The following is a 13,927-nucleotide window of genomic DNA, read 5'->3' as shown; positions in this document are numbered from 1 at the left end:
CCATGAGCGACAGCAGCTTCTTTTTGGGTGATTGGCAGGTCGAACCCGGCAGCAATAGTTTGCGGCTGGGAAAGCGCCTGCGGCAGTTGGAACCCAAAGCCATGGATGTGCTGCTGTATCTGTGTCGTCGCAACGGCGAGGTAGTCAGCAGCGATGAGCTGCTGGATGCCTGTTGGCCAGGCAGCGACACGGGCGATAACCCGCTGCACAAGACCATCAATCAGCTGCGCCGGGCGCTGGACGACAAGGCCGGCGATCCTTCTTTCATCGAAACTATCCGCAAACGCGGCTATCGAGTTGTAGCCGATATCCGTTTCCCCATCGGCCACGAAGCCAGTTTGCCGTCGCTGGCCTGGAGCCTGGGCTCACCATTTCCCGGGTTAAAACCCTTCAGCGCCGATTATGCCGGGGTGTTTTTCGGCCGCAGCGAACAGATCAACGCCTTACTGGAACGCATAGCCCGGCAGATCAAACATGGCCGCGGGTTTTGCTTGCTGCTTGGCCCCAGCGGCAGCGGTAAGTCGTCGCTGATCAACGCAGGTATTTTGCCCAATCTGGCTTCGCCTCAGGGCTTTCACGGCATAGGCCTGACCTGCTATTCGATACTGGATCTGGCCGATGTCGCCGAAGATCAACTGCTGATGGAATTGGCCGCCGCCATGCTCGACTGGGAGCTGGACGATGCGCCGGTATTGGCAGGCTACAGCGCCGAAACGCTGGCGCATGCACTGGAACAGGATATCGACAGCCTCTGCGCCCAACTCTGCCAGGCGCTGCCGTCCCAAAATTGGCAGAAGCCCAGGTTCGGCCTGTTTGTCGACCGTCTGGAAGTGCTGCTGTCTTCGCCGCGCTTCTCGGCCGCCGCCCGTGAGCAGGGGCTGGCGCTGCTCGACACCCTGGCGCGTTCCGGAGCCGTATTGCTGCTCAGCGCCTGTCGCAATGAGTTCTACCCTCAGGTGGTTGCCAGCCCCAGCTTGATGGCGGGCAAGGGCAATGGCGCCCATTTCGATCTCTTGCCGCCCAGCCGTCAGGAACTGCTGCAGATGATACGCTTGCCGGCCGCAGCCGCAGGCTTGAGTTGGGAATTTGACCCTGAATCGGCACTGGGCTTGGATGAGCTGCTGTGCCGTGAGGCCGCCAGTAACCCGGATGCCCTGCCCATGTTGCAGTATATGCTGCAGGCCCTGTATCTGCAGCGCAGTGACGACAACCAGTTGCAACTGGCGGTTTATCACCGTCTGGGTGGGCTGGCCGGGGCTATAGGCCAGGCCGCCGAAGATGCCATCGCCTCCTTGTCGAGCTCGCAAAGGGCGGCCCTGCCGAGGGTGCTGTCGCTGCTGGTGACCCTCAGGGAAGATGAGCAGTCGGTCACCAGTCGCAGTGCCAGATATTCCGAATTGGCCACGGATGCCGAGCGTGCCTTGGTACAGGCCTTGGTCGACAGTCGGCTGTTTGTCTCCCATCTGGAGGACAGCGAACCTGGTTTCAGCATAGCCCATGAAGCCTTGCTCAGACGCTGGTCCAGGGCCAGAGACTGGATAGATAGCCACAGGGAAGGGCTGGCGGCCAAGGCCAGGCTGTTCCATCAGGCCAGGCGCTGGCAACAACAGCAGTGCAGCCGCGATTTTCTGCTGCCCCAGGGCAAGCCACTGACCGAAGCGCTGGCGCTGAAAAACGATCCCCTGCTTGAGCTGGATCCTGTCAGCGAAAGCTATGTTGCCGCCTCCAGCGCCAGAGGGCAGCGCCAACGGCGCCTCAAGGGCGCGACCTTCATGCTTTTATGTCTCTTGACCCTCATCTCGGTATTCATGAGTTATCGCAGCGTTGAAGCCGAGCATCAGGCGCAGGCAAAGCGCCTGGCGGCAGAAGACTTGCTGGGCTTTATGGTGGGCGACTTTGCCGACAAGCTGCGCAGCATAGGCCGGATGGATCTGCTCGATGGTGTCAGCAACAAGGCGCTGGATTATTTTCGTGAGGCCGACGGCAGCCTGAGTGAGGCGGCGCTGTTTCGCCATGGCCAGACACTGGAAGCCATGGGTGAGGTGGCCTATTCCCGTGGCCGGGTGGATGAAGCGGAAAAGGCACTGCTGGCCGCCAGAGACAAACTCTTGCCGCTGCTGTCCGGCAGTACAGATCAGCTGGAGCTGTTAAAGACCCTTGGCGCCAATGCTTTCTGGCTTGGGCAACTCAAGTATGACCAGAGCGATTGGCAGGGCACCCGCCCCTGGTTCGAGGCTTATCTGCAACACAGCCAGGCCATGTACCGACTGGCGCCGGACAACAGCGAAGCGCTGATGGAACTCTCCTACGCCCATAACTCTCTGGGGTCCTTATCGATGGAGCTGCAGGACTTCAGCAAGGCGCGCCAGGGCTTTGAAGAGTCGCTGCGGCTCAAGCTGATTGCATTGTCCGAGTCGCCGGATGATCCTCAGCGTCTGGCCGATGTCGCCAATGCCCGCTCATGGCTAGCCAGCGCCGCCAGTGCTGAAGGGGATATTCAAGCAGCCATCGCCATTCATAAGCAGATAGCTGAAGAGTTAAAACGGCATGCTCAGGGAGAACCCTATCAGCTATATAGATTATCCGGGAATCTGGAGATCTTGGCTCAGTTGTACAGAGCGGTGCAGCAACCCGAATTGGCCAGAGAGAGCGCAATTGAAGCCAGTCGGGCTATTGCTGCCGCACTTGAGGCCGATCCGGAAAATGAGCGCTGGCGAATGCAGCAATCTTTTGTTGAGGTGTTACTGGTTAGCTTGCTACCGGCATCAACAGAAAAAACGGCCATGCTTAATACTTTGAATGGATATATGGCCAGTGAGCCGTCAAGCGAAACCTCGACTAAACAGCTTAAATTGGAGGCTCGTTTTTGGTTGGCTGCTGCCAATGAGCGGCTCGAACAAGGTGATTATCAGCAAGCTCAGAAGCTTGCTTTGTTGGCAGAAGCGTTTTTTACAACATTAGGACAGAAAACGGTTTTGGGCACTGTCGATATGGGAGCCTTGGCCGAGGCTGGGCTTGTAACCGCCTATAGTGTGTCCATGTTAAATAACGATATAAGCTTTGCCTATACTCACTGCCAGAAAGTCAGCCGAATGCTGCAACCATGGGTCACTGTGAATCATGATGCCCGTATACTCGCGCCTTATGCTATGGCTTTGGATTGCATGGATGACCAACAGGAACTATTGAAAATGAAGGCTAAATTTGAGCCACTTGGTTATCGTTTTCGTCAATTTAAATACCCCCTCAAAAACTAACCTGAAACAAGGATGAAGCAATGTCTGTTCCCGTAAAAAATATCATTGTCACCATTACTCTGGATGACAACCGCGTGCCTCAGTTTGCCTATGAGCCGGACGGCCCAGTAGTGGTAGATAAGCCCAACACTCATATTATCTATAAGCTGCAGGACAAGACTGATATGGACTTGGCCTTTGTCGGCGCCTCTTTCGATACCCCCTTCGACGGTATTATCGATGCGGTCAAGACCGAGGCTCCGGATATGCTGATACTGATGGATACCAACTCAGTGGTGGGTAAGACAGGCTTTAGGCTGATCCTCAGTAACAGCAGCAACACTCTGCTGGTTTCAAGCCAGGATCCTGAAGTCGTGAATACCGGCAATAACTGAGCAAGTTTATGTTACTGAAAGGGTGTTCAACCCAGGCTTGATTACATTAACCTGGGTGGCTTCAGTCCTGAAACTACCCATTAAGTTTTTCATCTCCACATAAGGCATGTGGAGCGAATTGACATGGAGTCGTTATGCGTATTGCTTTGATGGCCAGCGCGCTGCTGGCAAGCTTTCCCCTGGCACTGAGTGCCGCTACTCAGGCCGAGATCGATCTGGCGATGGCGCCGGTAAAGAGTGACGCCGAGTTGCAACTCTTGCTGGCCGAGCCCGGATCCTGAAGTCGTAAATAAGCCTGACTAAACAAGTTGTAGAAGTGAGATATTCTGCTTGTTTTTGTTTAAATGTGGGGGCTCTAATCTTAAAGCTGTCACTAAGGATATAAAGTAACTATTTTCCCCGAATCGTGCCGAACGGGGGATTCTTTCCCGCCCGAAAAGCTCCAATGGTTGCCAATCATTGCCGTATTTCTGTGGTTGGACGCCTTTCCTGTCTACAGAAGGTTGGAATTATTAACGATATTTTTCAATAGATTACATCGTAAGCTTATCAGAAGGTTTGCCTTGTACGTACGCGCTAGAGTTATCCCTGTCGAAATTGAACAACCCGCAGGTCGGGAGGGAGAACAGCATGGCAAGCCCCTACAGCAATGAAGCTGGTTTTAGTCAGTGTGAGTGTGACAGCGAGGCTTTGGCGACCCTGATTGAGTGCATGCAGCAACCTATGGTGCTGGCCGATGGTGAGGGCAAAGTGTTGGCGGTGAACTCTCCGGCGGCCGAGTTGCTGGGCGATCAGAGCGAAACCTTTGCCGGTGAATTCTGGCATACCTGGTTGGCGGCGCCTTACCGTAGCCGCTACGCCAGCATGTTCAGCAGCCAATACGGTCGCCAGGTACCACTGCAACATGGTCCCTGGGAGGTATTGCTCAGACGTGTCGATGGGGTGGAGCTGCCGGTGAATCTGTCGCTTTCCTTTATTCAGGGTTTGCTGCCGCTGTTTGTGATTGGTTTGCATGATCTCAGCGGCCACAGGGATGAGATTAAACGCCTGTCCACCCTGGCGGCGACCGACTATTTGACCGGACTGGCCAATCGCCGCACCTTTACCGAGACACTGGAACGCCAGTGGCAGCAGTGCATTGATAAGCACAAGCCCATCAGCACCTTGATCATAGATGCCGACCATTTCAAACAGTTCAACGATCAGCATGGTCACCTGATGGGGGACGAATGCCTGAAATTGATGGCCAAGACCATAGCCGCGGCGTTGCCATCGCCCCAGTGTCTGGCGGCACGTTTTGGCGGTGAGGAGTTTGCCCTGGTGTTGCCCGGATTCAACAGCGCCATGGCCTGGGTGGTGGCCGAGCAGATAGCCGAGGCCATTCGTAGTCTGGACTTTGTCAAATTGGGGCTGAGCCGTGAGGTTTGTGTCAGTGTCAGCCAGGGGATTGCCACTGAGATCAATGGCCAGTACCGCACCGCCGAGGCCATGCTCAGTGCGGCGGATACCGCCCTGTACCGGGCCAAGAGCGATGGCCGCGACAGGATCAAGTTATCCGCCTGAGGAGGAGAGGATGAACTGGTATGTGATGACGCTGATGCCCAGTGCCCGGGAGCGGGCCGACTGGTTTGTCGATATTCAGCTGCGGCGCTACTGCCATTCGCCGAAAAAAGCCGCCCTGAGACTGTGGAAGGGCTACTGCACCGAGCCTTTGGTAAGGCAGCTGCTGAGCGACTTACAACAGATAGCAGCGGCTGAGGGGCAACTTCTGGCGGAAGAGCAGCGCTATTTGCAGGCCTTGTTGGCCCACTTCGACTGGTTGGCGAGTCAGCAACAGATGCGTTTGAGTCTCTCCTGAGCCTCACTGTGAAAGTGATAGAGGGCATCCTGAGGTTTGTCCTGACGCCAAAGTGCCTTGTCATCCAGGCCCAGCAACAGGGCGCGCAGGATAATCCCTGTCAGGCCGTGCGACACAAGGATCACCCGCTCCGGGGTTGCCGGATCGGTCAGCCAATGTGCCAGCCGCTGTTGCACCTGGAGTAGTGTTTCTGCGCCCGGGCCCTGCAGATACCAGTCATTGCGCCCGGCAAGCTCGGGTCTGGCGGCGTGGATATCGGCGACCCGGGTCTGCTCCCATTCACCTAAACCGCATTCAATCACCCTGGGCTCGGCAATAATGGCGCCGGGATCCCGGCAAAGCACCTCTGCCACCAGAGTCGCCGTTTCCATAGCCCTTCCCAGCGGGCTGGAAACCAGCTGAAATTCTTGTTCAGGATTGCCTGCCGATTGCCGCAGCTGTTGTTGCAAGGCAACACCATAGGCCTTGGCCTGTGCCCTGCCGAGTTCGGTCAGCGGCGAGTTACAGTGTCCCTGCAGCTTACCGGCGGCATTAAATTCAGTTTGGCCGTGGCGTAGTATAAATATTTCCTTTGGCATGGCGGTCAATTCCCGATACTGCTTAAACGGTTGGCTGCGAAAGAGGGTACTCCCCGGCTGCGTAAGGAGCAAGTTGGAGCTGAATACTAGTGGCCCACTTGCCGTGGGCTTCCTGTCCATCTGCACCGCAGGTGATGGGCTGCAGCTTAGCCAGCAGCTAAACCAGCAGATAAACCCAAGGTCATTGGTTAGTTTTTGCCTGAAGCTATCATAGCCGCTGTACCAGCGGCCTAAAGTCGTGGTGTAAGTGCATCCATGCACAAGAGCCAGTTCGCCATCCCTGGCTCTCGCTCGTAGCCGGTCGCTACGCGACACTCGCCAAACCACACCGGGCAAGGGGCTTTGCTTGTCCAAAGCCCCTTGCATCCCCAAGGACACCCCGACGTAGCCGAAATCCCCGCTGGCTTATGAAACAAATTGGCTACACTCAGGACTCGCCAAATGCATCCATGCATAAGGGCCAGCTCGCCATCCCAGGCTCTCGCTCATAAGCTTGTTGCTTCGCAACATTCGCCTTGCTCGACCTTCGAGCCTCGACATCCCTGTCTCGGCTACGCCAATTTGCAACAACGCCAGCGGCGGCTCCGAAGGGGGATTTGGTGCAATTCTGTAATAATAGCGTTGCTTGAAATTGCTTATATACCCACAGACCTACGCCTAATTCTAGGCATAGGCGGGACTGTGACCGTCGAAAACAGGGCCGAATTCTGTTCCTGACAAATTCGGCATTTCCTACGTCCCTGTAGGTCAGATATTTTCGTCGAGGCGACTACCACATTTGTTCCAGACAAATGTCGGCATACACTCCATCCATGGAGATAAGGGACGTATTCACAAAAACATCCCTGTTTAACGGCCAGCTCGTCATCCATGACTCGCGCTCGAAAGCATGTTGCTGCGCAACTCTCGCCATGTCACAGGATCGCCTGTGCGAGAGGCGCACCGCAGGTGATGGGCTGCAACTTAGCTGGCAGCTAAGACCAAGTTCATTGGTGAGATTTGGCTTAAAGCCATGATAGCCGCTGTGCCAGCGGCCTAACGTCGTGGAGCTTAGCCCCACACCCGAGGAAAGGGGGCTGTATCGACTCGCCCCCTTTCCAAACCCCTAGCGACCCGCGACGCAGCGGAAAACCCCTTGTGCTTATGATGTCAATTCGCTATCGCGCCAGACGCTCAGAGTCACATCCATGTGACTCTGGCCCAGCTCAACATCCTGTTTCGCGCTCGTTAGCTCGTCGCTAGGCGACACTCGCCCCTGATTCGACTGGCGCTGCTTCGGCATCCAGATCCTTCCATGGATAAAGGCCCGTTCGCCTTCCTTGGCTCGCGCTCATAAACACACTCGCCACTGGCGAGCATTCGCCCTCAGCTACGCGATTGTCATCAACGCCCTGCGGCCGCTTCGAGCGGGAGCCGGTGCATTCTGTGAGAATGGAGTAGTTTGAAATATCTGAAGAGTTTGCAGACATACGCCTATTTTCCAGGCATAGGCGGGACTGTGACCGTCGAAAACAGGGATGTTTTCGTCGAGGCTACAGGGATGTATTCACGCCGTGTCACAGGATCGCCTGTGCATAAGCCTGCGGCAGGCAATGGGAGACATCCGTCGCCGGAGGCCCTGCCAATACTAATTAGTAACTTTTAGTTAGAAGCTATGATAGCCGCTGTGCCAGCGGCGTAAAGTCGTGGTGTAAATGCCTCCATGCACAAGGGCCAGTTCGCCATCCCTGGCTCTCGCTCGTTAGCTCGTCGCTAGGAGACACTCGCCCCTGATTCGACTGTCGCTGCTTCGGCATCCAAATCCTTCCATGGATAAAGGCCAGCTCTCCTTCCTTGGCTCGCGCTCATAAGCACACTCGCCACCGGCGAGCATTCGCCCTCGGCCACGTTATTTGCGCCAACGGCTGTCGGCGACACTGAGGGGGGAATAGGTGCAACTCTGTTAGTTCTAAGTAGCTTGAAACATCTGAAGTATTTGCAGACATACACCTATTTCCAGGCACAGGCGGAACTGTGACCGTCGAAAACAGGGACGTTTTCGTCGAGGCTACAGGGACGTATTCACGCCGTGTCACAGGATCGCCTGTGCGAGAGCCCACCGCAGGTGATAGGCTACAGTTTTGTGAGCAGTTCATTGGTGAGTTTTGGCTTAAAGCCATGATAGCCGCTGTGCCAGCGGCCTAAAGTCGTGGAGCAAATGCATCCAAGCATAACGGCAGTACTCAAAAGCACGTTGCTGCGCAGCTCTCGCCATGTCACAGGGAAGCCTGTGCGAAAGGCCGTTCTCGGACGTCCTGTCCTTCACGGCATTCGGGCTTCCTGCCCATCCGCACCGCAGGTGATGGGCTGCATCGAGGCCGGAAGCTCGGCCAATACTAACTTAGCGACTTTTAACTTGAAGCTATGATAGCTGCTGTGCCAGCGGCCTAAAGTTGTGGTTCAAATGCCTCAATGCATAACAGCCAAGTTGCCATCTCTTGATCTCGCTCGAAAGCACGTTGCTGCGCAACTCTCGCCATGTCACAGGGGAAGCCTGTGCGGGAGACCGTTCTCGGACATCCTGTCCTTATTCGGGCTTCCAGCATCCGCACTCTAGGTGGTGGGCAATAGCGGTTTGGCATTAAGCCCCGCTATTGCCAAACCCTTCCTCAATCGCGTGTTTGACCTGTACCATTGACCAGGAATTTCTCCGTGGTCAATGACTCCAGTCCCATGGGGCCGTAGGCATGGAGCTTGGTGGTGGCGATACCGATTTCGGCACCGAGCCCAAGCTCGCTGCCGTCGCTGAAGCGCGATGAGGCGTTGACCATCACCACAGAGGCATCGACCCCTTGCTGAAATTGTTGCGCCGCTTGCTGGTTTTCGGTGCAGATCACCTCGGTATGGTGGCTGCCGAAGCGGGCGATATGCTCCATGGCATCCGCCAGTGAGTCGACTTGGCGCACGGCGATTTCCAAGCTCAGGTATTCCTGGCCGAACTCCTCTTCCGTCAGCACAGTGGCCTGGTCGAAGAAGGGCGCCGCCTTCTCATCGGCATTGATCTTCACCCCCTTGTCGGCCAAGGCCTGAGCGGCGATGGGCAGCCAGACTTTGGCGATATCCTTGTGTACCAACAGGCCCTCCAGGGCATTACAGACGCCGGTACGCTGGGTCTTGCCGTTGAGCAGCAGGTTGAGCGCCTTTTCCACATCGGCATCTCTGTCGACATAGAGATGACAAACGCCTTTAAAGTGCTGGATAACCGGGATTTTAGAGTTGTCGCTGACAAAGTTGATCAGGCCTTCGCCGCCTCTTGGGATCACCAGGTCGATATAGTCGCGCTGCTGTAACAGTTCCAGCATCAGGGCGCGGTCGGGATCCGGCACCACGGATACCAGCGCGGTTGGCAGTTTGAACTCTTGCAGCACTTTGTGCAGCACTTTGGCTATCGCCAGGCTGGAGTTGAGTGCCTCTTTACCGCCGCGCAGTATTACCGCGTTGCCCGATTTGAAACACAGCGCTGCGGCATCCGCGGTCACATTGGGGCGCGCCTCATAGATCATACAGACCACCCCGAGCGGCACTCTGAGCTTGCTTATCTGAATACCGTTGGGGCGGCGGCCAAGCTCGCGGCGCTGACCCACGGGATCGTCCAGCTTGACTATGGTGTCTATGCCGCTGGCCATGGCGGCGATCCGCTCTGGCGTCAGGGTCAGCCGGTCGAGCATGGCTTCGCTGAGGCCTGCACTGCGGGCAGCAAGGAGATCTTCCTTATTGGCCTTGAGAATATTGTCATTTTCAGCGAGAAGCGCTTGGGCCATCGCCTTCAGCACCTGATTTTTGGTTTGGGTGTCTATGAGTGCCAGCTCTCTGGCCGCCTTGGCCGCTGAGCTTGCCAGTGTGGTTATCAGACTCATTTAGGTCCTCCTTTGTTCGTTGCGCTACTCTGGTGGCGGGCCACTGTTATTTCTCCAGTTGCGGCGTTTTACAGAGCAGGGCGATATCTTTTTCCGAGACTATGCCGCCCAGGCTATCGGTGAAGCTGTCGGCCAGTTCGGGGTCTTCCTGCTCGGCAATAAAACTCAGCAGGCGGCTGCTGTAGTTGCTGCGAGCCTTGGCCAGACGGGTGCCGTCGTCGCTGCACAGCAGTATGGTATCACCGGCGGCAAAGTTGCCTTTGACCTCAAGTACTTCATTGCTGGAAAGCTCGGCGCAATCCTTGGCGCTATCCATCACCTCATCGGAGGTGACTATCACTTCCCCCTGCGCCCTCACTGTGTGGGTCAGCCAGTGCATTCGCTCCTGCAGCGGGGTTTCGGATGCCCGGAACAGGGTGCCGGGATTGCGGCCCGACAACAGGGCATTGAAGCTCTCTTCTTTGAAGCCGTTGACTATGTAAGTATCAATGCCGTGGGAGCTGGCCTTTTCTGCTGCTTCTATCTTGGTGCGCATGCCGCCGGTGCCGACATCGCTGTGACTGCCGCCGGCCATGGCATAGATGGTGGCATCGATTTTATTGACTTCGGGCAGCAGCTCGGCATCGCTGTGCAGATGCGGGTTCTTGTTGTAGAGACCATCAATATCCGAGCAGATCACTAAGGTATTTGCGTCGGCAGCGGCTGCCACCATGGCCGACAGGTTGTCGTTGTCACCCACCTTGAGCGCATCTGTGGTGACGGTATCGTTCTCGTTGAGGATCGGCAGTATGTCGTGATCCAGCAGGGTAAACACGGTTTCCCTAATCGACAGATAGCGCTCTCTGTCGCGCAGATCGCCATGGGTCAGTAGAATTTGCGCCGTGGGAAAGTCGAAAAACTTATCCCAGGTCGCCATCATCTCAGTCTGCCCGGCGGCGGCCATGGCTTTTTTCAGTACCACCTGGGCCTCTGGGCTATTGACTTCACTGCCAGGTTTGAGTGGAAACCTGTGGGCTCCGGCGGCAATTGAGCCGGAAGAAACCAGTATGGTTTGAATGCCTTTGGCGCGGCAGCGCACAATGAATTGGGCTATGGCCAGCAGATAGCGCGAGCTACAGCCCTGTCTGTCAGGGGCAATCAGGGCGCTGCCGACTTTTAGAACAATTCGTTGCCTTGGTTGCTTATTCATAACTTCCTTAACCTATTTGAGGTGTTACTTCGAAGCGGAGTGGGGATTGAAACCAGACCCGGTGTCTGCCACCGGGTCTAATTGGGGAGCTGTTCTATCCAGTTATTAGTTGACCTGCAGCAGCTTTTCCCGGGTCGCATGGAAGGTCTTCTGCACTGAGTGTGAGGGATCCTGACCAAAGTGACTGACCAGCACTATCGCTGCAGAGCTCATGATAAAGCCGGGAACTATCTCGTAGATCACGCTGGAGAGTGTCTTGCCATCGGGCAATACCGGCAGCAGGATCCACAGCAGCACTGTGATGGCGCCGGTGAGAATACCGGCAACGGCGCCCGAGTGGGTCATCTTCGACCAGAACAGACTGAACAGCACCAGTGGCCCGAAGGCGGCACCGAAACCGGCCCAGGCGTTACTCACCAGTGACAGTATGCTGCTGTTGCTATCCAGGGCCAGCAAGGTGGCCACGGCGGCAACGGCAAATACCCCGAAACGGCCTATATTCACCAGCTTCTTCTCGTCTATGTCCTTGTGGAACACGGCGCGGTAAACATCCTCGGTCAGTGAACTGGATGATACCAGTAGCTGTGAAGAGATAGTGCTCATGATGGCAGCCAGAATCGCCGCCAGCAGGAAGCCACTCACCAAGGGGTGGAACAGAATTTCCGAGAACAGAATAAAGATGGTTTCCGGATCCTGCAGCCCTGGGTGGAACTTGTTGACATAGGCGACACCGATAAGACCTGTGGCCAGGGCGCCGAGTATGGTCACCAACATCCAGCTCATGCCTATGTTGCGGGCGGTCTTGATATCTTTCACCGAACGAATTGCCATAAAGCGCACTATGATGTGTGGTTGACCGAAATAGCCCAGTCCCCAGGCCATGCTGGAAACAATCGCCAGCAGGCTCATTTTCTCCACAGATTCAGACAGAGGCACTATGGTGTGATTGGCCTGCGCCATCATTTCAGTGCCATTGTTGAACTCCTGAAAAGCCACTATAGGCACCATCACCAGGGCGACAAACATGATACAGCCCTGCACAAAGTCGGTCATACTGACGGCCAGAAAGCCCCCCAATAGGGTGTAGGCCACCACCACTGAGACAGTGATCACCAGGCCAAGTTGGTAACTCAGGCCGAAGGCGGATTCAAACAGTTTGCCCCCGGCGACCAGGCCGGCAGAGGTGTAGAGAGTAAAGAAGAGTATGATCACCGCGGCAGAAATCATCCGCACCGAGCCATTTTTCTTCTCGAAGCGTTTGCTGAAAAAGTCCGGCAGTGTCAGGGCGTCATCGGCTTCCTGGGTATAAACCCTGAGCCTGGGGGCTACCAGCAGATAGTTGAACCAGGCGCCGATAAGCAGGCCCAGCGCAATCCAGATGGTGTCGAAGCCGATAACAAACATGGCGCCCGGCAGACCCATCAGCATCCAACCACTCATATCGGAAGCACCTGCCGACAGCGCCGTGACCTGAGGGCTGACCTGACGGCCGCCGAGAATGTAGCCCGAAATATCATCGGTAGAATTGCGATAGGCAAACAGGCCTATCGCCAGCATGACCACAAAGTAGATGGCCAAAGAGATATAACTCGAATAATCCATAGATTAGTGCCCGTTATTGCCACTGAAGGCTTGATTGAGTTTTTGTTTGCAGAATGGGTACAGGTAGGTTGAGAGTACGAGCCAGAAACACCCTAATTGGATCAGGTACTTGGCTTTATCTCTGAGGCTGATTTGGTAGCGTGAAAGATGACTGTCAGACTCCTGTGAGCTGTTGGCATTCATCGTGATTCTCCTTCCTTAAGTTTCAGCTAAAGTTGGACTGGCGAAAAACCACTTGAAGGCTAACCAATTAATTGATTAGTGTTCAAATGGTTTTGGTTCGAACGATATTATTCATGTTTATCAGAAAATGATCAAGTTTATATCTGAGTTAATCACTAGGCTATTACTGGGTGTTTGGTGTTTTGTTTATTTAAAATCATATAGTTATGCTTTTATTTTCTTAAGCTTATCAATTTTTAATATATTGCATGCAATTATAAGACAAGTGATTAAATCTCGATTTGAGCTATAACTGTTTTGTAATCAAGCTCTGAAATAAGCCGGAAATAATTAGAGTTTAAAATTAATTTGCGATAGCGTCCGCTTCTGCCAAGCGAACCACTGCAAACCCGTGTAATCACTGGGCCAGCTCTCCAATTCCAACTCGATAAACTCCTCAAAATAGCGCTTGAACTATAGGCGTTTTTATATATGATTTAGCATATATCTGGTTATCCATATGTCTTGCCGGTTGCTGAAGGTGTTCAATTGAGTGGCAACTGAAACGGCAGATGTATGGCTGGCCGAATATTGGCCTTAAGGAGCGGCATTTATCATGGAACTACCGAATTTTTTCAAAGCCTTGGCTGATGAAACCCGGCTGCGCAGCCTGCTGTTGATCCTGCAGCAGGGAGAGCTTTGTGTCTGCGAGTTGACTGAGGCCCTGGCCTTGAGTCAACCGAAGGTTTCCCGTCATCTGGCGCCGCTGCGAACTCAGGGGCTGCTGCAGGACAGACGCCGGGGCCAATGGGTGTTTTATCGTCTCAGCCCCGAACTGGCACCCTGGTGCGAGCAGTTGCTGCGGGACACACTGACGGCCAACCCTGGCTTTATTGCTGATGAGCTGACTCGGCTGGAGGCTATGGCATCGAGGCCGCAAGCTTGCTGTTAAAACCGGCCAAAATCTATCACTTGAGCGCCGGAAGTTAACCGCCGGGGAACCGGAGAGGG

The 13,927-nt window shown here is 55.1% G+C and carries 11 protein-coding genes; 6 read left to right on the top strand and 5 right to left on the bottom strand.

The window, feature by feature from the left end:
• Positions 1-2 precede the first annotated feature (2 nt).
• From AYI96_RS04345 to AYI96_RS04330, 5 genes are all read left to right on the top strand, one after another.
• Positions 3-3,257: a winged helix-turn-helix domain-containing protein gene (locus AYI96_RS04345; protein WP_144361061.1), complete on the top strand. Its 3,255-nt coding sequence runs from the start codon at positions 3-5 to the stop codon at positions 3,255-3,257.
• Positions 3,258-3,277: 20 nt separating this feature from the next.
• On the top strand, positions 3,278-3,631 hold the full coding sequence (locus AYI96_RS04340; RefSeq protein ID WP_039034997.1) for a DP-EP family protein: 354 nt from the start codon (positions 3,278-3,280) through the stop codon (positions 3,629-3,631).
• Positions 3,632-3,765: 134 nt separating this feature from the next.
• Complete coding sequence (locus AYI96_RS20250) at positions 3,766-3,912, top strand: hypothetical protein (RefSeq protein WP_157823012.1); 147 nt, start codon at positions 3,766-3,768, stop codon at positions 3,910-3,912.
• Between the two features lie 349 nt (positions 3,913-4,261).
• Positions 4,262-5,194, top strand: coding sequence for a sensor domain-containing diguanylate cyclase (locus AYI96_RS04335; RefSeq protein WP_083390217.1), 933 nt, complete (start codon positions 4,262-4,264; stop codon positions 5,192-5,194).
• Positions 5,195-5,204: 10 nt separating this feature from the next.
• Positions 5,205-5,489: a hypothetical protein gene (locus tag AYI96_RS04330; protein ID WP_144361060.1), complete on the top strand. Its 285-nt coding sequence runs from the start codon at positions 5,205-5,207 to the stop codon at positions 5,487-5,489.
• Here AYI96_RS04330 and AYI96_RS20245 read toward each other — a convergent pair.
• From AYI96_RS20245 to AYI96_RS04305, 5 genes are all read right to left on the bottom strand, one after another.
• Positions 5,459-6,067: a histidine phosphatase family protein gene (locus AYI96_RS20245; protein WP_039035001.1), complete on the bottom strand. Its 609-nt coding sequence runs from the start codon at positions 6,065-6,067 to the stop codon at positions 5,459-5,461. The genes AYI96_RS04330 and AYI96_RS20245 overlap by 31 nt on opposite strands.
• Positions 6,068-8,715: 2,648 nt before the next feature.
• The gene (locus AYI96_RS04320) at positions 8,716-9,963 is read right to left on the bottom strand and encodes a glutamate-5-semialdehyde dehydrogenase (protein ID WP_144361058.1); all 1,248 of its coding nucleotides are present in this window, start codon (positions 9,961-9,963) and stop codon (positions 8,716-8,718) included.
• A 46-nt stretch (positions 9,964-10,009) separates the two neighbouring features.
• Positions 10,010-11,152 carry a glutamate 5-kinase gene (gene proB, locus AYI96_RS04315; RefSeq protein WP_039034427.1) on the bottom strand — a complete coding sequence of 381 codons (1,143 nt, stop codon included), beginning with the start codon at positions 11,150-11,152 and terminating at the stop codon, positions 10,010-10,012.
• A 105-nt stretch (positions 11,153-11,257) separates the two neighbouring features.
• Positions 11,258-12,754: a sodium/proline symporter PutP gene (gene putP / locus AYI96_RS04310; protein ID WP_071476858.1), complete on the bottom strand. Its 1,497-nt coding sequence runs from the start codon at positions 12,752-12,754 to the stop codon at positions 11,258-11,260.
• Positions 12,755-12,757: 3 nt separating this feature from the next.
• Entirely contained in the window at positions 12,758-12,937 is a 180-nt protein-coding gene (locus AYI96_RS04305; RefSeq protein WP_039034429.1) for a hypothetical protein, read from the bottom strand.
• A gap of 595 nt (positions 12,938-13,532) precedes the next feature.
• On the opposite strand from AYI96_RS04305, the gene AYI96_RS04300 reads away from it, so the two are divergent.
• A complete protein-coding gene (locus tag AYI96_RS04300; RefSeq protein ID WP_144361057.1) occupies positions 13,533-13,868 on the top strand; it encodes an ArsR/SmtB family transcription factor in 336 nt (111 codons plus the stop codon).
• The last annotated feature ends 59 nt before the right edge of the window (positions 13,869-13,927 follow it).

This window comes from Shewanella sp. MSW (assembly GCF_007636515.1).
GTDB lineage: Bacteria > Pseudomonadota > Gammaproteobacteria > Enterobacterales > Shewanellaceae > Shewanella > Shewanella indica.
This window is presented reverse-complemented; position numbering and strand designations above follow the sequence as displayed.

Coding starts and splice junctions, on each gene's coding strand:
- proB (WP_039034427.1), bottom strand. CDS start 11,152: ATGAATAAGCAACCAAGGCAACGAATTGTTCTAAAAGTCGGCAGCGCC.
- AYI96_RS04345 (WP_144361061.1), top strand. CDS start 3: ATGAGCGACAGCAGCTTCTTTTTGGGTGATTGGCAGGTCGAACCCGGC.
- putP (WP_071476858.1), bottom strand. CDS start 12,754: ATGGATTATTCGAGTTATATCTCTTTGGCCATCTACTTTGTGGTCATG.
- AYI96_RS04300 (WP_144361057.1), top strand. CDS start 13,533: ATGGAACTACCGAATTTTTTCAAAGCCTTGGCTGATGAAACCCGGCTG.
- AYI96_RS04320 (WP_144361058.1), bottom strand. CDS start 9,963: ATGAGTCTGATAACCACACTGGCAAGCTCAGCGGCCAAGGCGGCCAGA.
- AYI96_RS04305 (WP_039034429.1), bottom strand. CDS start 12,937: ATGAATGCCAACAGCTCACAGGAGTCTGACAGTCATCTTTCACGCTAC.
- AYI96_RS04330 (WP_144361060.1), top strand. CDS start 5,205: ATGAACTGGTATGTGATGACGCTGATGCCCAGTGCCCGGGAGCGGGCC.
- AYI96_RS04335 (WP_083390217.1), top strand. CDS start 4,262: ATGGCAAGCCCCTACAGCAATGAAGCTGGTTTTAGTCAGTGTGAGTGT.
- AYI96_RS04340 (WP_039034997.1), top strand. CDS start 3,278: ATGTCTGTTCCCGTAAAAAATATCATTGTCACCATTACTCTGGATGAC.
- AYI96_RS20250 (WP_157823012.1), top strand. CDS start 3,766: ATGCGTATTGCTTTGATGGCCAGCGCGCTGCTGGCAAGCTTTCCCCTG.
- AYI96_RS20245 (WP_039035001.1), bottom strand. CDS start 6,067: ATGCCAAAGGAAATATTTATACTACGCCACGGCCAAACTGAATTTAAT.